Annotated in this window: 16 protein-coding genes; 13 read left to right on the plus strand and 3 right to left on the minus strand. The window is 70.7% G+C overall.

What is annotated here, in order from left to right; genetic code table 11:
- Together EJK15_RS08415 and EJK15_RS08420 are read right to left on the minus strand one after the other, a co-directional pair.
- Positions 1–1,031, minus strand: a 1,031-nt coding sequence (locus EJK15_RS08415) for a CocE/NonD family hydrolase (RefSeq protein ID WP_138709815.1), incomplete at its 3' end; no start/stop codon positions are given.
- Positions 1,032–1,041: 10 nt separating this feature from the next.
- Entirely contained in the window at positions 1,042–2,430 is a 1,389-nt protein-coding gene (locus EJK15_RS08420) for a CitMHS family transporter (RefSeq protein ID WP_338089853.1), read from the minus strand.
- A gap of 24 nt (positions 2,431–2,454) precedes the next feature.
- Here EJK15_RS08420 and EJK15_RS08425 point away from each other — a divergent pair, with 24 nt between their 5' ends.
- The 13 genes from EJK15_RS08425 to EJK15_RS08485 all read left to right on the plus strand — a co-directional run bounded on the left by EJK15_RS08425 (position 2,455) and on the right by EJK15_RS08485 (position 16,724).
- Positions 2,455–3,381 carry a LysR family transcriptional regulator gene (locus EJK15_RS08425; RefSeq protein WP_138709817.1) on the plus strand — a complete coding sequence of 309 codons (927 nt, stop codon included), beginning with the start codon at positions 2,455–2,457 and terminating at the stop codon, positions 3,379–3,381.
- A 97-nt stretch (positions 3,382–3,478) separates the two neighbouring features.
- Positions 3,479–4,684: a CaiB/BaiF CoA transferase family protein gene (locus tag EJK15_RS08430; RefSeq protein WP_138709818.1), complete on the plus strand. Its 1,206-nt coding sequence runs from the start codon at positions 3,479–3,481 to the stop codon at positions 4,682–4,684.
- A complete protein-coding gene (locus EJK15_RS08435; protein WP_138709819.1) occupies positions 4,674–5,549 on the plus strand; it encodes an HpcH/HpaI aldolase/citrate lyase family protein in 876 nt (291 codons plus the stop codon). The genes EJK15_RS08430 and EJK15_RS08435 overlap by 11 nt, the downstream gene beginning before the upstream one ends.
- Before the next feature lie 181 nt (positions 5,550–5,730).
- Complete coding sequence (locus tag EJK15_RS08440; RefSeq protein WP_138709820.1) at positions 5,731–7,236, plus strand: rhamnulokinase; 1,506 nt, start codon at positions 5,731–5,733, stop codon at positions 7,234–7,236.
- Positions 7,229–8,014: a DeoR/GlpR family DNA-binding transcription regulator gene (locus EJK15_RS08445; protein ID WP_138709821.1), complete on the plus strand. Its 786-nt coding sequence runs from the start codon at positions 7,229–7,231 to the stop codon at positions 8,012–8,014. Before EJK15_RS08440 ends, EJK15_RS08445 begins: the two co-directional genes overlap by 8 nt.
- Positions 8,015–8,251: 237 nt before the next feature.
- Entirely contained in the window at positions 8,252–9,316 is a 1,065-nt protein-coding gene (locus tag EJK15_RS08450; protein WP_138709822.1) for an ABC transporter substrate-binding protein, read from the plus strand.
- A 50-nt stretch (positions 9,317–9,366) separates the two neighbouring features.
- On the plus strand, positions 9,367–10,911 hold the full coding sequence (locus EJK15_RS08455; RefSeq protein WP_138709823.1) for a sugar ABC transporter ATP-binding protein: 1,545 nt from the start codon (positions 9,367–9,369) through the stop codon (positions 10,909–10,911).
- On the plus strand, positions 10,904–11,863 hold the full coding sequence (locus tag EJK15_RS08460; RefSeq protein ID WP_171074180.1) for an ABC transporter permease: 960 nt from the start codon (positions 10,904–10,906) through the stop codon (positions 11,861–11,863). Before EJK15_RS08455 ends, EJK15_RS08460 begins: the two co-directional genes overlap by 8 nt.
- The gene (locus EJK15_RS08465; protein ID WP_138709824.1) at positions 11,860–12,870 is read left to right on the plus strand and encodes an ABC transporter permease; all 1,011 of its coding nucleotides are present in this window, start codon (positions 11,860–11,862) and stop codon (positions 12,868–12,870) included. Before EJK15_RS08460 ends, EJK15_RS08465 begins: the two co-directional genes overlap by 4 nt.
- Positions 12,867–13,961, plus strand: a complete 1,095-nt coding sequence (locus EJK15_RS08470; RefSeq protein WP_138709825.1) for a Gfo/Idh/MocA family protein — start codon at positions 12,867–12,869, stop codon at positions 13,959–13,961. The genes EJK15_RS08465 and EJK15_RS08470 overlap by 4 nt, the downstream gene beginning before the upstream one ends.
- The gene (locus tag EJK15_RS08475; RefSeq protein WP_206060720.1) at positions 13,958–14,971 is read left to right on the plus strand and encodes an ABC transporter permease; all 1,014 of its coding nucleotides are present in this window, start codon (positions 13,958–13,960) and stop codon (positions 14,969–14,971) included. Before EJK15_RS08470 ends, EJK15_RS08475 begins: the two co-directional genes overlap by 4 nt.
- Entirely contained in the window at positions 14,968–15,717 is a 750-nt protein-coding gene (locus tag EJK15_RS08480; RefSeq protein WP_138709826.1) for an ATP-binding cassette domain-containing protein, read from the plus strand. The genes EJK15_RS08475 and EJK15_RS08480 overlap by 4 nt, the downstream gene beginning before the upstream one ends.
- Before the next feature lie 50 nt (positions 15,718–15,767).
- On the plus strand, positions 15,768–16,724 hold the full coding sequence (locus tag EJK15_RS08485) for a sugar ABC transporter substrate-binding protein (RefSeq protein ID WP_171074181.1): 957 nt from the start codon (positions 15,768–15,770) through the stop codon (positions 16,722–16,724).
- A gap of 189 nt (positions 16,725–16,913) precedes the next feature.
- Here EJK15_RS08485 and EJK15_RS08490 read toward each other — a convergent pair whose 3' ends face one another.
- Positions 16,914–18,137: an oxygenase MpaB family protein gene (locus EJK15_RS08490; RefSeq protein ID WP_138709828.1), complete on the minus strand. Its 1,224-nt coding sequence runs from the start codon at positions 18,135–18,137 to the stop codon at positions 16,914–16,916.
- Between the last annotated feature and the right edge of the window lie 19 nt (positions 18,138–18,156).

Raw genomic sequence — 18,156 nt, forward strand, 5'->3', positions numbered from 1 at the left:
GAGGTCAGCGTTCCGTCGGCGCTCAGGCCGAGCCGGGGCCGGCGGGCGCCGGGAGGAGGCCAGGTGGAGAACTGCTTCCAGCCGGCGCCCGCGCCGGGGCCGGGGATCTCGTAGGAGGTGACCTTGGCGGCCGGCAGGGGCGCGTCCCGGCGTCCGGTGAGCCAGCGGTCCCACCAGGCGAGGTACGCGCCGTTGCCGGGGTCGGCGTGCTGGCCGGACGGCCATCCGTGCTGCCAGGGGCCGGCGACCAGCCAGACGTTGCCGGGGCGGGCCTGGAAGTTCTCCACCATGGCGGCCCGGTATCTGTCGTACCAGCCGGCGATCTCCAGGACGGGGATGTCGAGGTCTTTCCAGCGGGCCTTGACGCTGCGCTCGCGCCAGAAGTCGTCGTAGAGCGGGTGCTGCGCGTAGGTGACCAGCGTGCCGGGGGCGACGGCGCGCTGCCAGTCGCGGATCCGGGCCGAGTAGATGCCGCCGCGGTAGATGGTGTTCTCGTACCAGTCGCTGATCCCGTCCACGGGGATGATCGCGGCGAGGTGGGGTGGCTTGTTCATCGCCACCAGGAGCGAGGAGTGGCCGCCGTAGCTGACGCCGGTCTGCCCGATCTTGCCGGTGGACCACGGCTGGGCGGCCAGCCACTCGATGAGGTCGTAGTTGTCGCGTTGCTCCTGCGCGCTGAACGGATCGAGCCGGCCGGGGGAGTCGCCCGAGCCGCGGGCGTTGCACACGGCGGCGTGGTAGCCGCGGGTGACGAAGTAGGCGGCCGCGCGGCCCTGCGCTTCCAGCTGGTTGTAGGCGTTGTAGTCGTACACGATCACCGGGAAGCGGCCGTCGGCGTCGGGCCGGTGCAGGTCGCAGGCCAGGTGGCCGCCGTCGCGCAGTGGCACCGACACGCGCTCGGTACGCACTCCGTATGTGGCGGGCCGGTCGTAGGAGAAGAACGGGTCGGTTTCGGCGCGGGCGGGCTGGTGCGGGGTGAGGGGGAGCGCCAGGGCGGCGGACAGGGCGGCGGCGATCCTGCCGTACTTCATGGGGGACTCCTCAGAGCGAGATGGCGCCGGTCACGAGCGCGGCCACGGTCATGACCAGGGTGGTGGCGAACGCCCAGCCGAAGATGAAGCGCTGGTGCCGGCCGAGTTGCACGCCGCTCATGCCGACGAGGATGAACGTCGCGGCGGTGAGCGGGCTGAGCGGGAAGCCGGTGGTCATCTGGCCGAGGATCGCGGCCCGGGCGATCTCGGCGGACTCGATGCCGAAGCCGCCGGCGGTCTGGGCCAGCACCGGGAGCACACCGAAGTAGTAGGCGTCGGGGGTGAAGACCAGGCTGAGCGGCATGCCCGTGACCGCGACCAGCACCGGCAGGTGGCCGCCGAAGGAGTCGGGGATGATGTTCACGAACGCGGTGGCCATCTCGTTGATCATCTTGGTGCCGGTGAGGATGCCGGTGAAGACGCCCGCCGCGAAGATCATCGTGGTGACCAGGACCACGCTCTTGGCGTGCCGGTCGAGCAGCTCCTGCTGCTTCTCCCAGGTGGGGTGGTTGACCAGCACGGCGATCGCGAAGCCGAGCACGAACAGCACCGGCAGCGGCATCGCCTGCAGCACCAGCCCGACCAGCAGCGCGACGGTCAGCGCCAGGTTGAAGGCGGTCAGGGCCGGGTGCCTGCGCTCCGGGGCCCGGGGCGTCCCTGGGCCGTCGCCGACGACCTGCGGTTGCGGGGGCAGGGTCACCGTGCCGAGGCGGCGGCGTTCCCGCAGGCCGATCAGGCACGACGCCACCAGCACCCAGGCGATGCCGGCGGCCATCGCGGGCAGGACCGGGGTGAACACCTGCGAGCTGTCCAGCTTCAGCACCGCCATGGCGCGGGCGGTGGGGCCGCCCCAGGGGATCATGTTCATCACGCCCGCGCCGAGGCAGACGACGCCGGTGAGCACCAGTGGGCTCATGCCGAGCCGTTTGTAGACGGGCAGCAGGGCGGAGACGGTGATGAGGAAGGTCGAGGCGCCGTCGCCGTCCAGGGCCACGCACATGGTGATGACCGCCGTGCCCACGGCGATCCGCAGCGGGTCGTCCTTGGCCACCCGCAGGATGCCGCGGATCAGCGGATCGAACAGCCCTGTGTCCATCATCAGGCTGAAGTAGAGCACCGCGAAAGCGATCATGATGCCGGTCGGCGCCACCTTGGCCAGCCCGTTGAGGATCATCGGCCCCATGTCGGCGGCGAACCCGCCGGCCACCGCGGTCAGCACCGGCACCAGCACCAGCGCGGTGAGGACCGAGACGCGCCTGGTCATGGTGAGCACCAGGAACAGGCCGATGGTGAGAAAGCCCAGGAGCGCGATCATCGGGGTCCTTTTCTTTCGGGAGGTTACGGAGAAGTTTCCGAGCGCCGACCTTTCACGTCCACCATCAAAAGTGGATTTATCCATGCGTTATGCGCAACAGTTGCTTCCATGGAAGCCAGCCTCCGGCAGCTCGCCGCCTACGTCGCCGTCGCCAAGGCGGCAAGTTTCACCGCCGCGGCCGCCCAGTTGCATGTCTCGCAGTCGACGTTGAGCCGCGCCGTGGCCGACCTGGAGCGCGTGCTCGGCGTCCGCCTGCTGGCGCGCGACACCCGCAACGTGCAGCTCACCGCGGCGGGCCAGGAGACCCTGCGGGTGGCCGAGCAGATCGTCGGCGCCCACCGGTCGGGCATGAAAGAGCTGCAGCGCTACCTGCTCGGCGAGTCGGGCATGGTGGCCGTGGCCACCCTGCCCTCGGTCGCGGCCGTGCTGCTGCCACGCATGATCTCCGCCTTCAGGGGCCAGCGCCCGCTCGTGACCGTCCGCATCATGGACGGGCTCGAACGGGCCGTGCTCGGCAAGGTGCTGTCCGGCGACGCCGACTTCGCCATCACCACGGTCGGCGCGCCGTCGGATCGGCTCGAACACCGCCCGCTGATCCGCGACCGCTTCCACGCGGTGCTGCCGGAGGGGCACTCGCTCGCCGACTGCGACGAGGTCGCCTGGGAGGACCTGGCCGCCGAGCCGTTCCTGGCCGTGGGGCCGCAGTCCAGTGTCCGCAGGCTCACGGACGCGGCGTTCGCCCAGGCGGGCGCCGAGGTGACGCTCGCGGCGGAGGCGAGCAACGTGGCGACGGTGGGCGGCCTGGTCGCCGCCGGGCTCGGCGTGTCCGCGATGCCCGCCCTGGTGCTGCCGCTCCTGGGACCCGGGCACATCTTGCACCGCCCGCTGGTCGGCCCCGTGGTCGAGCGGCGACTGGACGTCGTGGTCCGGGCGCGGCGGACCCTGCCGGTCGCTGCGGCCGCGTTCCTCGACCTGCTGGAGGAGTCCCGTACTCGGGCGCTGGACGTGCCTGTGGGCGCCTCCTGGGTTGACTAATGCGTTAATAGCATGAATTTATCGATTTTTTGTGCTGGACCCGCATTTCTTCGCCTGGGCAGGATGACATGGAGCCCGACAGGACGAAGGAGCATGCGTGGCCTCTGAACAACAGCGAGGGCAGTTGTGCGGCTTGAAGGTGGTGGAGTTCGCCCACGTGGTCGCCGGGCCGCTGGCCGGCTCCATGCTCGCCGACCAGGGCGCGGACGTGGTGCACGTGGAACCCCCGGGCGTCGGCGACGCCGCCCGGGCGATGGGTCCCACGCGCGACGGCGTGCCGCTGTGGTTCAAGGTCGCCGGCCGGAACAAGCGCTCCGTCACCCTGGACTTGCACGACTCCGGCGGCCGGCAGGTCGCGCACCGGCTGGTGGCCTGGGCCGACGTCGTGATCGTCACGCTCCGGCCGGGCCGGCTGCGGACCTGGGAGCTCGACTGGGAGGCCGTGCACCGGATCAACCCCAAGGCCGTCCTGCTGCAGATCTCCGGATTCGGCGCGACCTCGTCGCAGGCCGACGCCCCAGGATTCGGGAAGGTCGGCGAGGCCAGGAGCGGCGTGGTGCACCTGACCGGGTTCCCGGACGGCCCTCCCGTGCACACCGGGTTCTCCCACGGCGACGCGGTGACCGGCCTGATGGGCGCCTACGCCATACTCGCCGCCCTGCACCGCCGGGCGCACGACCCCGGCTTCGACGGCGAGTGGATCGACCTCGCCCTCTTCGAGCCCCTGTTCCGGCTCGTCGAATGGCAGGTCATCGCCCATGACCAGCTCGGCGTCGTCCCCGGTAGATCCGGCAACCAGCTCGCCGTCGCCCCCGCCGCCGTGATCAACACCTACCTGTCCCGCGACGGCGACTGGATCACCGTGACCTCCGCGACCCTCCGCTCCGTGCTGAACGTCGTCCGCCTCCTGGGCCTGCCCGAGGAGGACTATGCCACCACCCTGCAGCAGCTCGCCGGACGGGAACGGCTGGACCAGGGGCTCCGCGCCTGGGTGGCGGCCCGCGAGACCGGCGAGTGCCTGCGGGCCTTCGCCGAGGCCGAGGTGGTCGCCTCCCGCGTCTTCACCGCCGCGGACATCGCCGCCGACCCCGTCTACGCCGAACGCGGCGACATCGTCACCGTCGACGACCCCGACCTCGGCCCCGTCCGCATGCAGGCCGCCCTCCCGCACTTCCACCAGGAGCCCGGGCACATCTGGCGCACCGGGCCCGCGCTCGGGCAGGACAACGACCTCGTCTACCGCGACTGGCTCGGGCTCGGCACGGAGGAGATCGCGGACTTGGAGAAGCGCGGTGTCATCTGACCGGCCCCAGCTGCGCTCCCTGCTCTTCGTCCCGGGGACCAGAACCGAGTGGCTCGCCAAGGCGGCGGCCGCGGGGGCCGACGCGGCCATCCTCGACCTCGAGGACGCGGTCCCGCCCGCGGAGAAACCCGCCGCCCGCGCCCGCGTGGCCGACGCCGTCGCGAACGCGAGCGGCGACATGGCCATCCTCGTCCGCATCAACCCCCTCGACGGCTGGGCGGCCGCCGAGGACCTGCGCGCCGTCACGCACGCCGGCCTGTCCGGGGTGGTCGTGCCCAAGATCGGCGGGCCGGCGGACGTGCTTGTGGCCGATCGGCTCCTGACCTGGTGCGAACGCGAACACGGCCTGCCCGAAGGGCATCTCGCCCTGGTGCCGCTGCTGGAGAGCGCCGCCGCGCTGCGGGAGGCGTACGAGATCGGCCGGGCCGCCCCCCGCGTCGCCTACCTGGGCGCGGTCACCGGCAAGGGCGGCGACGTCGAGCGCGCGATCGGCTACCGCTGGAGCCGCGAGGGCGCCGAGACCCTGGCCCTGCGCTCCCGTGTCCTGCTGGACGTCCGGGCGGCGGGAGTGCCGTGCCCGGTTGCCGGCCTGTGGACCGGCGTCGGCGACCTGGAGGGGTTGCGGGCGTTCGCGGAGCAGAACCGCTCGCTCGGCTACGACGGCATGATGGCCATCCACCCCTCTCACGTCCCCGTGATCAACGAGGTGTACTCGCCTGGTCCCGAGGAGCTCGCCCGCTACGAGCGGCTGATCGCCGCGGTGGAGGAGGCGCGGGCGCGCGGCGCCGGGGCGATCGCGTTCGAGGGGGAGATGGTGGACGAGGCCATGGCGGGCAGAGCCCGAGCCGCCCTCGAACGCCGTTGAGGTTCGGACCAAATTGTGCCCCTTCGAGTCCGTGCAGGCTGTGGTCCAGGTGGACCCAGATCGTCTCCTCGTCCTTGGCGCCGGCGTGCCGCCCGGGCCGCCGGAACCCGTGGGCGCAGCCGCCTTCGAACCGTGACCTTGCGGCACCTTCCGAGCGCCGTGACCGGGATAGGCTCGGCCTGTGCCCACCTACGTCGCCGTGGACCTCGGGGCCGAGAGCGGACGGGTGCTCGCGGGTGAGTTCGATGGCGAGCGTCTCGTGGTGAGCGAGGCCCACCGCTTTCCCAATGTGCCGGTCCGCGTTCTCGGCGGTCTCCACTGGGACGTTCTGCGCCTGCTGGCGGAGGCGCGTGCCGGGATCGGGCGCGTCGCCGGCGAGCGCCGGGTCGTCAGCGTGGGTGTGGACGCGTGGGGCAACGACTTCGGGCTGCTCGACCGCGACCGGCGGCTCGTGGCCAACCCCCGGCACCATCGCGACCCCTACACCGTGGGCCTGACTTCCCTGGTCTCCTCTCAGGAGCAGTATGAGGTGACGGGGGTGCAGCCGCTGCCCATCAACACGTCGTGCCAGCTGCTCGCGCACGCCGGGTCGTCGCTGCTGGACGCCGCCGATCGGCTGGTGATGTTACCGGACCTGTTCACGCTCTGGCTGAGCGGCGAGACGCTCACCGAGCGGACGATCGCGAGCACCAGCCAGCTCCTGGACGCCCGGACCGGCCGCTGGGCCGGCGACCTCATCGCCCGGCTCGGGCTGCCGTCGCGTCTGTTCGGCGGGGAAATCGTCGAGCCTGGCACGGTCGCCGGGCCGCTGCGGGACGAATCCGGCCGGCCAGGCGAGGCCGTCGTGGTCGCCGTGGCCGGTCATGACACCGCGTCGGCGGTTGCGGCGCTCCCCGTCGTCTCCGGTTCGAGCGGCTCCTCTGGCGCAGTCGGGTACGTCTCGTGCGGCACGTGGTCGCTCGTCGGTGTGGAGACGGCCGAGCCCATCACCACCCCAGAGTCCCGGCTCGCCGGGTTCACCAATGAGGGTGGCGTGCTCGGCACCGTGCGGTTCCTGCGCAATCTCAACGGTCTTTGGCTGCTCCAGGAGTGCCGCCGAGCTTGGGGGACCGGCGCTTCGTATGCCGACCTGGTCGCCGAGGCCGAGGCTGCGCCGGCCTTCGGCCCGCTGATTGATCCCACCCACCTGGGCTTCCTGAAGCCGGAGGACATGCCGGCACAAGTCGCGGCGTTCTGCCGTGCGACGGGCCAGCCGGTGCCCGAGGGCAGGGCCGCGATGGTGCGATGCATCCTGGAGAGCCTGGCGTGCTCCTACCGCCTGGTCCTGGAGCAGGCCGAGGAGCTGACCGGCCGCCCGGTGGAGGCTGTACACCTCGTCGGCGGCGGTGCCGCCAGCGACATGCTCTGCCGGCTCACGGCGAACATCGGCAGGCGGCCCGTGCTCGCGGGGCCGGTCGAGGCGACCGGTATCGGCAACCTCCTCGTCCAGGTCATGGCCCACGGGGGCATCGGTTCTCTCGGAGAGCTGCGCGAGGTGGTCCACCGGTCGTACCCGCCCCGGACATACCTGCCGGACAGTGAGCGCGAGCCGTACGATGCGACGTATGTCCGGTTCCACCAATTGACCGCTGTTGACAACTTCTGGAGTAAAGTAGCCTCCCAGAGGTGCCCGACCATAGATGAGTGAGCCCGGTCCCATGCTGATCGCAGAGCGGCGACGCCGCATCCTGGAGCACGTGCATGAGCACGGGTATGCCTCGTTCCGGGAGCTGGCCGGCGCGCTCGGCACCTCGGAGTCCACTGTCCGGCGGGACCTGCGGTCGCTGGTCGGCGAGGGACTGCTGGACGCCACTCGGGGTGGCGTGACTCGGCCCGTCTTCCCCGCGGTGTCGCGTCCGGCCTCCGCGGACGCGGTGGCGGCCGAGCGCGAGGCCATCGCCGCCCACGCCGCGACGCTCGTGGAGCCCGGCACCGCCGTCCTGCTCGGTCCCGGGCGCACCACCGCGGCGCTGGCCCGTCGGCTCGCCGAGCTGCCGGCCCTCACCGTCGTCACCAACTCCACCATGGTGGTCGAGGCGCTCATGGACGCGCCCCACGTCGAAGTCGTCGCGGTGGGCGGCACGCTGCGCCGGTCCATCCACGCCTTCGTGGGGCCGATCACCGAGCAGCACCTGGCGGGCCTGCGTGGCGCGCAGACCTTCCTGTCGGGCGACGGCGTCACCCCCGAGAGGGGACTGACCACGCCCAACGTCTTCGCCGCCGCCACCGACCAGGCCCTCGCCGCGGCCGGCCGCGAGGTCGTCGTCCTCGCCGACCACTCCAAGATCGGTCATGACACGATGTGCCAGACCGTGTCCACCGAGCGTATGAGCGTCCTGGTCACAGACCCGAAGGCGGACTCCGTCATGGTGGACCGGCTTGTCGGCGCACAGGTCGACGTCCACATTGCTGACATGAACCGATGAGTTCTGACGTGAACTGACATCTTTTCTGGGTCGCATAACGAGTCAGCAACGCTCATCCTCTGCCGTTGTCGCATATGACCAGCTTGCAGGCATCCACGCGGCCTGCTGCTGCACGTTGTCCTGGCGACGGATATTGACACATCGGTGACCGCCGTGGCTATCATCCTCTCAACTTCCTGTCAAAATAATGCAAATCATGGCAGGCGGTGCTCGTTCCCTCGGAGGGAGGGTCACTTGATGCCCCGCAGAACAACGGCTGCGGCCGCTGCCGGCCTGCTTGCGCTCACGCTGAGCGCGTGCACCAAGTCCGTCGGCGACGGCCCCGCGGACACCGGCGCGTCCGCCCAGCAGCAGGTGGAGGCGACCTCTGGAGACGCGTCGCTGTGCACTCCGGAGCGGTACAACGGCGGTGTGCCCCAGCTCGACCTGAAGAACGTCACCGTGGGGTTCGCGCAGTCAGAGAAGGAGGCGAACCCGTTCCGGATCACCGAGACGCAGTCGATCAAGGACGAGGCCGCTCGGCGGGGCATCAAGCTGATCACGACGAACGCGCAGTCGGACCTCAACAAGGAGATCGCCGACATCCAGGGCATGATCGCCCAAGGCGCCAAGGTCCTGATCATCTCCCCGCTCAACTCAGAAGGGCTCGACCCCGCGCTCAAGGCGGCCCAGAACGCGAAAGTCCCGATCATGACGATCGACCGGCTGCTCACCACCAAGAAGGCCTGCGTCGACTACGTCGGCTGGATCGGCTCCGACTTCGTCAAGCAGGGTGCTCGAGCCGCCGACGCCATGATCACCGCGACGGGAGACAAGGGAGAGGTCGCGATCCTGCTCGGGGCCTCGGGGGTTAACGTCACCGTCGACCGGACCAAGGGGTTCAAGGATCAACTCGCCGCGAAGGGCTCGGCGCTGAAGGTCGTGGCCGAGCAGACCGGCGACTTCACCCGTGAGAAGGGCCGCGCGGTCACCGAGCAGCTCATCTCCGCCAACCCCGGCATCACCGCCATCTACGCGGAGAACGACGAGATGGCCCTCGGCGCCGTCGCCGCGCTCAAGGCAGCGGGCAAGAAGCCGGGAGACGTGAAGATCGTCACGATCGACGGCACCCGCGGCGCGGTCCAGGGCATCGTCGACGGCTGGATCGCCGCGGTCATCGAGTCGAACCCACGATTCGGGCCACTGGCCTTCCAGGCGCTGGAGGACTTCTACGCCGGCAAGGGCGTACCGGCGAAGACGATCATCTCCGACAAGGAGTACACCCCTGAGAACGCCAAGGCCGAGCTGCCGAACGCCTACTGAGCCCGGGGGCGGCCAGGACCGCCGCCCTCACGACGTCCAGGAGCGGGCACATGAATGAACCGGTGTGCGAGGCGCATGCCGTCTCCAAGCGGTTCGGCGGGACCCTCGCCCTCGATCGCGTCTCGTTGCGGCTCGACGCCGGCGAGTCCCACGCGCTGGTGGGGGAGAACGGGGCGGGGAAGTCCACGCTGATCAAGGTGCTCACCGGGGTGCACCGGCCGGATGGCGGCACGATCCGCCACCTCGGCCGGCCGGTGTCCTTCTCCGGGCCCGCCGACGCTCAGGACGCCGGGATCAGCACCATCTACCAGGAGGTCGAGCTCGCCCCGCTGCTGAGCGTGGCCGACAACCTCTTCCTCGGCAGGGAGCCGATCACCCGCTTGAGGCTGCTCGACCGGTCGCGGCTGCGGAGGGAAGCCACCGAGGTCCTCGCCCGGTACGGCGTGACCGTGGACGTCCGCCGGCCGCTCGGCGAGCTGGGCCTCGGCATCCGGCAGATGGTGGCGATCGCCCGCGCGGTCAGTGCGCGCGCCCGATTGGTGATCATGGATGAGCCGACCTCCTCACTGGCCCCGCGCGAGGTGGACCGGCTCGCGGACGTCATCGAGGTGTTGCGCGAGCAGGGCATCGCGATCCTCTACGTCACTCACAAGCTGGATGAGGTCTTCCGCGTGTGCCAGCGGGTGAGCGTCCTGCGCGACGGCCGTCTGGTCCACACCGGTTCCGTCCGGGAGACCTCCCGTATCGGCCTGGTCGCCGCGATGCTCGGCCGGCCGGTCGCCGAGGTGCGCCGCCACGGCGTGACGAGTTTCGGCGAGGCCCACGAGGTGGGCCGCGCCGCGCCGGTTCTGCGGGCCGAAGCCCTCGTCCGCGCGCACGCCCTGCACGGCGTCTCCGTCGAGGTACGCCCTGGCGAGGTGGTGGGACTCGCGGGCCTGCTCGGCTCCGGCCGGTCGGAGACGGCGAGGGCGGTGTTCGGCGCCGACCCCCTCGACGCCGGGTCGGTGGAGGTGGCCGGGCGCACCCGCCGGCGCTGGAACCCCGCCACCGCGATCCGCTCGGGTGTCTGCATGGTTCCGGAGGACCGCAAGGCCGAGGGTGTCGTGCCAGGGCTGTCGGTCCGCGACAACATCACGCTCGCGGCGCTGCCCCGCCTCACCCGCGGCGGGCTGGTGTCCCGCCGGGCGCGAGACCGCATCGTCGACGCATTCATCCGCCGCCTCGGGATCAAGGTGTCGTCGCCCGACCAGAAGGTGGGCGAACTGTCCGGAGGCAACCAGCAGAAGGTGCTGCTCGCCCGCATGCTCTGTCTCCATCCCGCGGTGCTGATCCTCGACGAGCCGACGCGGGGCATCGACATCGGCGCCAAGGCGGAGATTCAGGCGCTCATCGACGAGCTCGCTCAAGAAGGCCTCGGCGTGCTGCTGGTGGCGGAGCTGGAGGAGATCGTGGAGGGCGCCGACACCGTCGTGGTCCTGCGGGACGGGACGGCGGCCGGCGTCCTGCGCGGTGCGGAGATCGGCGAGCGGCGGATCATGGAGCTGATCGCCGCGGCCGACTCGGACGAATCCGCCTGCGGGCGGTTCGATGACTGAGCCGACCGTGGCCGGCCGCATGGGCGTGGTGGGGCGGGTGACCTGGTTGTCCGATTACGGGGTCTACCTCGCCCTCGGCGTCCTGTTGTCGTTCAACCTGGTGTTCACGCCGAACTTCGCCACGGTCGCGAACCTACGGCTCCAGCTCGTCCAGGTAGCCCCGGTGGCCATCGTCGCCCTCGGCATGGCACTGGTGATCGGCACCGGAGGCATCGACCTGTCGGTCGGCTCCACGATGGCCATCGCGGCGGCGTTGCTGCCGCTCTACCTCGGCTACGGGCCCTGGCCCGCCATCGCCGTCGCGGTGCTCGCCGGTGCGGCCGTGGGACTCGTGAACGGCGGGCTGGTCGCCTACGGCATCCAGCCGATCGTCGCCACCCTCGGGCTGCTCGTCGCCGGACGGGGGATGGCGCTCGTGCTCGCGGACGGCCGGCTCGTCGAGATCTTCGACCCCACGCTGGCCGCCATCGGCGGCGGGCAGGTGCTGGGGATCCCACTGCCCGTGCTGACGGCCCTGACGCTCGCCGCTGCCGCCGGGTTCGTCCTGCGCCGCGCCGCGTTCGGCCGCAGACTGCTGGCCGTGGGCGGCAACCGGCCCGCGGCGCTCCTGGCCGGCCTGCCTGTACGACGGACGCTGGCCACCGTCTACGTGATCAGCGGGGTGCTCGCGGCGATGGCCGGAGTGCTCACAACCGGGCGGCAGAGCGCGAGCGACCCCTCGTTCACCGGGCTGCTGATCGAGCTGAGCGCCATCACCGCCGTGGTCGTAGGAGGTACGCCCCTCGCCGGAGGCCGCGTCCGGATCCTCGGCACGCTGATGGGGGCGCTGCTGATGCAGCTCATCATCGCCACGGTCATCCAGCACGACCTGCACGACTCGACCGCCCGGATGATCCAGGCGGCGATCATCGTGGCCGCCGTGTACGCGCAGCGGAACAGGAGCGGGACGTGACGACCGGACAGGCGGAACGTGCCGCCCCCTTCTCTCCGGCCGCCGGCACCGGGCGGACGCGGTTGGCGGCACTCGCCCGGCGGCACGGGGCCGCCCTGGTGCTCGTCCTCGTCGTCCTCCTCGGGTCGCTGACCTTCGGCTCGAACTTCACCGGGCCGGGGAACCTCGGCGCCATCGCGCTGGACGCCTCCTACCTGCTGCTGGTCGCGACAGGCATGACGTTCGTGATCCTCTCCGGCGGGATCGACCTGTCCGTCGGGTCCGTTCTCGCACTGTCCGGTGTCCTGGCGGCGTACGGCTCCCGCTGGGGGACGGCGGGCGCGGTCCTGCTGCCCCTGGCGGTCTGCGGGCTGATCGGCCTGGTGAACGGGCTGCTGATCGGACGGGCCCGGCTGGCGCCGTTCGTCGTCACCCTGGCGACCCTGCTGTTCGCCCGAGGGCTGGCCTTCGCGGTCTCACAGGAGGGTAACCAGGTCTACATCATCCCGGCCGATCTGGCCCTCACCCGGATCGGGCAGGCCAGTGTTCTCGGCGTCGGGATCCCGGTGCTGATCGCCCTCGCGGTCTTCGCCGCGGCCGGCGTGGTACTCAACCGCACCCGGTTCGGTCTGCGGGTCTTCGCCGCCGGGAACGGGGACGGGCACGCCGCCGAGCTCATGGGGCTCCCGGTGGCTCGCATCCGGGTCCGCGTCTACGTGCTGAGCTCCCTGCTGGCCGGCCTCGCGGGAGTCCTCATCGCCGCGCAGACCGCCTCCGGGCTGCCCACTCTCGGCGAAGGCAGGGAACTGGAGGCCATCGCGGCCGTCGTGATCGGCGGCACGCTGCTCACCGGCGGTGCCGGATCGCTCGGGGGGACCCTCGCGGGCGTGCTGCTGCTCAAGGTGATCCAGAACCTGATCAACCAGGTGGGCACACTCAGCTCCGCCTACCAGCAGGTGGTCAGCGGCACCTTCCTCGTCCTGGTCGTACTCGTCCAGGCCGCCCTGGCAAGGAGGAGACGACAGTGAACGACAATCGGACCAGGGTCGCAGTGGTCGGCACCGGCGACTGGTGGGGCTTCCACCACGCCCGCGTGTTCTCCTGCCGCGAGGACGCCGAGTTGTGCGCCGTCGTGGGCCGGACCGAGAAGCGCACCGTCGAGCGTGCCCGACGGTTCGGTGTACGCCCCTATCTCGACGTGGAGGAGATGATCGCCCGGGAGCGGCCCGACCTGATATCCGTGTGCCTGCCGAACGAAGACCATTTCGCCACCACCCGGCAGCTGGTCGAGGCGGGGATCCCGCTGCTGGTCGAGAAGCCGCTCGTCTTCTCGCTCGAGGAGGCGGACGTTCTGATCGCCGAGGCCGAGGCCCGCCGGCTCTTCTTCGCCATCAACTTCAACCACCGCTACGCCCGTCCCGTACGGCTGGCGGCGGCGGCGATCGAGCGCGGTGAGCTGGGCCGGCTGGTCTTCGCGACCTGGCGATTCGGTGGAGAGGCGGGCACCAGCCGGCACCCTCACGCCAACCTCATCGAGACCCAGTGCCACGGCTTCGACATGGTCGAGCACCTGTGCGGCCCGATCGCGTCCGTGACGGCGCAGATGACCGGCGGGCCGCCGTACACGACGATGGCGATCGCCGTGCGGTTCGCCAGCGGGGCGGTGGGGACGCTCCTCGGGACCTACGACTCCTCGTACACCTACCCGGGGACCCACCTGCTGGAGATCAACGGCACCGGCGGCCGGATCCTCGTCGAGGACACCGTCCGCCGCTACACCTACACGCCCGCCGGCGACGAGACGAGCCGGGTGTGGCAGGCCGGCTACTTCAACGACACCGACCGGGGCTTCCACGCCACCTTCGACCGGCACGTCGACGAGGTGCTCGCCGCCCTGCGCGCCGGCGATCCGCCGCCCGTCCACGCCCGCGCCGGTCGCCGCGCGCTCGCGCTCGCGCACGCCGTGATCCGCTCGTACGAGTCGGGGAAGCGGGTGGACACCGCCCCCAGCCAATCCCTGTCCGCCGACAGCCTGGGCACGTCCCCGGACACCCCCTCCGGCCGGATGCGGACGACGTCGCCGGCCACTCACGACGACCCGTCCGGAGCGGTGACGTGACCGTCGAGACCGGAGCCCTGCGCCGCCTGGGCAGCGATCCACTGCGGCTCGCGCTGCTGGCCATCCGGCTCGGCCCGGCGCTGATCCTGCTGCTCCTCGTCGTGATCATGAGCATGTTGTCACCCGCGTTCCTCACCATGCTCAACCTGGGCAACGTGCTGGCGCAGAGCGCGGTGATCGCGGTGCTCGCCATCGGACAGCTCCTGGTGATCCTCACCAGGGGGATCGACCTGTCCGTGGGATCGACGCTGGCGCTCGCCTCCGTGACCGGGGCCCTGGTCTACTCCGCCGCACCGTCCGGACCGGTTGTCATCCTCGCCATGCTGGCCACCGGCATGGCGGTCGGCGCGATCAACGGCATGGGCTACGTCCTGGGCCGGCTGCCCCACCCCTTCATCATCACGCTCGCCACCCTGAGCGCGGGGCGGGGCCTCGCCCTGTGGCTGTCGGGCGGGCAACCGCAGCAGGGCATGCCCGAGATCGTCCAGGCGGTGGGCGGTGGCTCGGCAGGCGGGCTGCCGTATTCGTCCTTTCTGGTCGCCGCAGTGGCGCTGGCCGTCGTCCTGCTCACCACGCGGATGGTGTGGGGGCGCTGGATCTACGCCGTCGGCGGGAACCCGGAGGGAGCCCGCCGGGCGGCGATCCCCGTCGACCGGGTGGTGATCTCGGTGTACGTCCTGAGCGGCCTGGCCGCCGGGATCGCCGCGATCGTCACCTCCGGCCGGCTCAACGCCGGCTCCCCGACCTTCGGCGACCTGGCCGAGCTCGACTCGATCGCCGCCGTGGTCATAGGGGGCGCGAGCTTCCTCGGCGGCCGGGGCGGCGTAGGCAACGCACTCGTGGGAGCACTCATGATCGGAATCATCAGGAACGGCATGAACCTGCTCGACGTCGACGCTTTTCTGCAGCCGATCGTCATCGGCGTCGTCATCGTCATGGCCGTCGAGTCCGACGTCGTCCGCGGGCGGCTGGAAAGCCGCTTCCGCGTCGCGCAGGCGGCGCGGTCATGACGCCCGTCCTGGCCGTTCGCGGCGCCACCAAGCGCTTCGGCGCCGTTCTCGCCCTCGACGGCGTGGATCTGGAGGTGTTCGCCGGCGAGGTGCTCGCCCTCCTTGGTGACAACGGGGCGGGCAAGTCCACGCTGATCAAGTGCATCAGCGGCGTGCACCGGCTGGACGCGGGATCCATCGAGATGGGCGGGGTCGCGGTGACGACGGGCTCGCCCGCCGCCGCCCGAGCCCTCGGGATCGAGACCGTCTACCAGGACCTCGCACTGTTCGACAATCTGGATCCCGTCGCGAACTTCTACGCCGGGCGGGAGATCGCCGGGCCGCGCTGGCTTCCCCGCGGCCTGCGGCTGCTGCGCCGCCGGGACATGTCCCGGGCGACGGGTGAGTTGCTGACACGCCTCCAGGTCGGGATCGCCGACCCCCACGCCACCGTCGGTCTGATGTCCGGAGGCCAGCGGCAGGCCATCGCCGTGGCCAGGGCCGCGGCGTTCGCGTCGAAGGTCGTGATTCTCGACGAGCCGACGGCAGCGCTCGGGCTGCGCGAGTCGCGGCGAGTGCTCGATCTCATCCTGCGCCTACGCGAGGAGGGCCACGCCGTCATCGTCATCTCCCATGCCATGGACCACGTGATCGAGATCGCCGACCGAGCCGCGGTGCTGCGGCGCGGTCGCAAGGTCGGCGAGATGACGCCTACGCCGGACAACCGGCAGGCGATCGTCTCGCTCATCGTCGGAGGCGACTCGTGACCTCCCTCCGGCGTTCCGCGCCACCGCCCCTCCCGAAAGTGATGAGAACGATGGCCCCACACCTCCGGTCAGCCTCGCTGGCCCTCGCACTGGCGCTCTGTCTCGGCGCCTGCTCCACCGGCTCCGGTACGTCCACGACCGGGGCGTCTCCCGGCACCGCCGAACCGATCAAAGTTGGATTCATCACGAAGTTCCCGGTCGACTTCTACGACACCATGGTCGACGCGGTGAAGACCTGGAACCGCGATCACCCAGACGTCGAGGTCCTCTTCGGCCAGGGCAAGAGCGGCACGGACGACGAAGGCGAGACGGCCCAGATCGAGTCGATGCTCGCCAAGGGAGTCAAGGCCATCGCGATCACGCCGACCAGCCCGAACCTCCAGAACGTTCTGCAGAAGGCCGTGGACGCCGGAGTCAAGATCGTCCTGGTGGACAACGACATCCCCGGCTGGGCAGGTAAGTCGTCGGTGGTGGCGACCGACAATCTCGCGGGCGGCAAGCTGGCGGGTGCCTGGCTCGCCGAGCGCGTCAAGCCCGGCTCGACGATCGCCGTCCTGCAGGGGCGGCTTGGCAACCCCTCGCTCGACGACCGCGTCACCGGCATGCTGGCCACGCTCGGTGACGGGGTCACCGTGGTCTCCAAACCCGCCACCGACTGCGACCAGACCAAGGGGCTCAACGCCGCCCAGGACATCCTGGCCGCTCATCCCGGCATCGCCGCCATCTATGGGGCCTGCGGGCCGCCGGTCCTCGGCGCCCTCCAGGCCGTCAAGTCGGCCGGCAAGAAGCCGGGAGAGCTCGTGCTTGTGGGCTTCGACGCCTCACCGGGCGAGCTCAAGGCCATCGCCGCAGGTGAGATCGCGGCGTCGGTCGCCCAGTTCCCCGCCAAGATGGGCTCGGCCGGCATCGAGACCGCGGTCGCCGCGGCCCGGGGCCAGCGTGTCCCGGCGATCATCGACACCGGCACCGAGATGGTGACGAAGGAGAACGTGGCCGGCTTCCAGTGACGCCGCAGGAACGGGGCTTCGCGGAGGCTCTCGAGGCGACGGGCCGCAGCTCTGTGGAACGGCGACGTCCGCACCGCCCTCGCGCCTTCGTCCGGCACCTCGGCCAAGGCCGACGGGCTGGGGGTGGCGGTCGTGGACAAGGCGGCCTTCAAAGAGCCCGTCAATGCGAGCGGCGCCCCTAGTCCGTGATCAGCTGGGCCGGTTGCCCGTCGGAATCGCGATCTTGGTTTGTGCTCCCTTGGTGAGGTAGTACGTGGTCCACTTCTTGACCATCTCGTCGAGGAGCCAGGCGGCGGCGGGCACCAGCGGCAGCCCAATCAGACCCTCCCGGAACTGCACCAGTAGCGGCCAAGCGGTCTTGACCACCGGGTCCCACAGCGGCTCGCGTCGGATGCCGTTCCAGTCGGCCACCTGGTTGCCGGTGAGGTACCTGGCGAACGCGTTGACGAGAGGCTTGTCGATGCCGCCGGGGCTGGTCAGCTCCGCGAGCATGTCCCGCAGGATGGCGTTGAGTTCCTTCCCCTCCGGGGTCGGCCCCATATTCCTGGGCAGGACCAGGTCCGACTGGGCGTAGGAGGAGTCCCAGGTGGCGGGGAGGAACTCGTCCCTGATGCCGAGCATGTGCCCCAGCATCTGCACCGAGTGCAGGTACCCCGCGGCCTCGGTGGAGGAGATACGCACCTTCCACTCCCGCATCCCGCGCATGGAGTAGGTCGCCAGGGTGTGCCACGTGACGAGCATGTCCTCCTGGCTGATCGGGATAGGGCCGGACCAGTGGGGAGACGACTTCAGCAGGTGCCGCACCGCCGCATGCACCAGCCGGGTCTTCACAGACTCGACCACGGCCGTGCCGCCGGCACCCCAGGCGTTCTGTGGTCTGACCGCGTACGCCAGGATGTTCGTCTTGGCGATCCGGTCTTTCAGATCCGCACCGCCCGCGGAGTAATAGACAGCGCGGGCCTCCTTGGGGATGGAGGTGGCCAGCATCCCGGCGCCGACAATGGTGAGGACGACGATGTAGTTCCCCTTGAGCGCGTGGAACCGCGCCCCAGCGTCCAGCTTGGTGGGGTCGGCCCACGGCGGCAGCTGACGCGCCTGCTCGATGAAGGCCCGCAGATCCTCCGGCAGTCCCGCGGGCAGGGGCTGGTCGTTGCGGTTCCAGTCGTACAGCAGCCGGTTGACCTCGGGTATGACACCGCGGTCGAACAGTGAGGCGAGGAGCGGATCGGCCACGTCGTCCCACACCCATCGGGGGTCGGCGCCGCTGCCGGAACCCGCTATCGAACCACTGGCCGGCCAGGTCCAGTCGCCGGACAGGGAGTCCGCCTGGGCTGGGGAGACCATCCCTAACGCGCCGAGCGCTCCCAAGGCGGTGCCCGAGATCAGTGCCTCGCGCCTGCTCAACTCTGCCATGCTCTGCACTCCTTCGAGG

This window comes from Nonomuraea basaltis (genome assembly GCF_005893125.1).
Classification (GTDB): Bacteria; Actinomycetota; Actinomycetes; order Streptosporangiales; family Streptosporangiaceae; genus Nonomuraea; species Nonomuraea basaltis.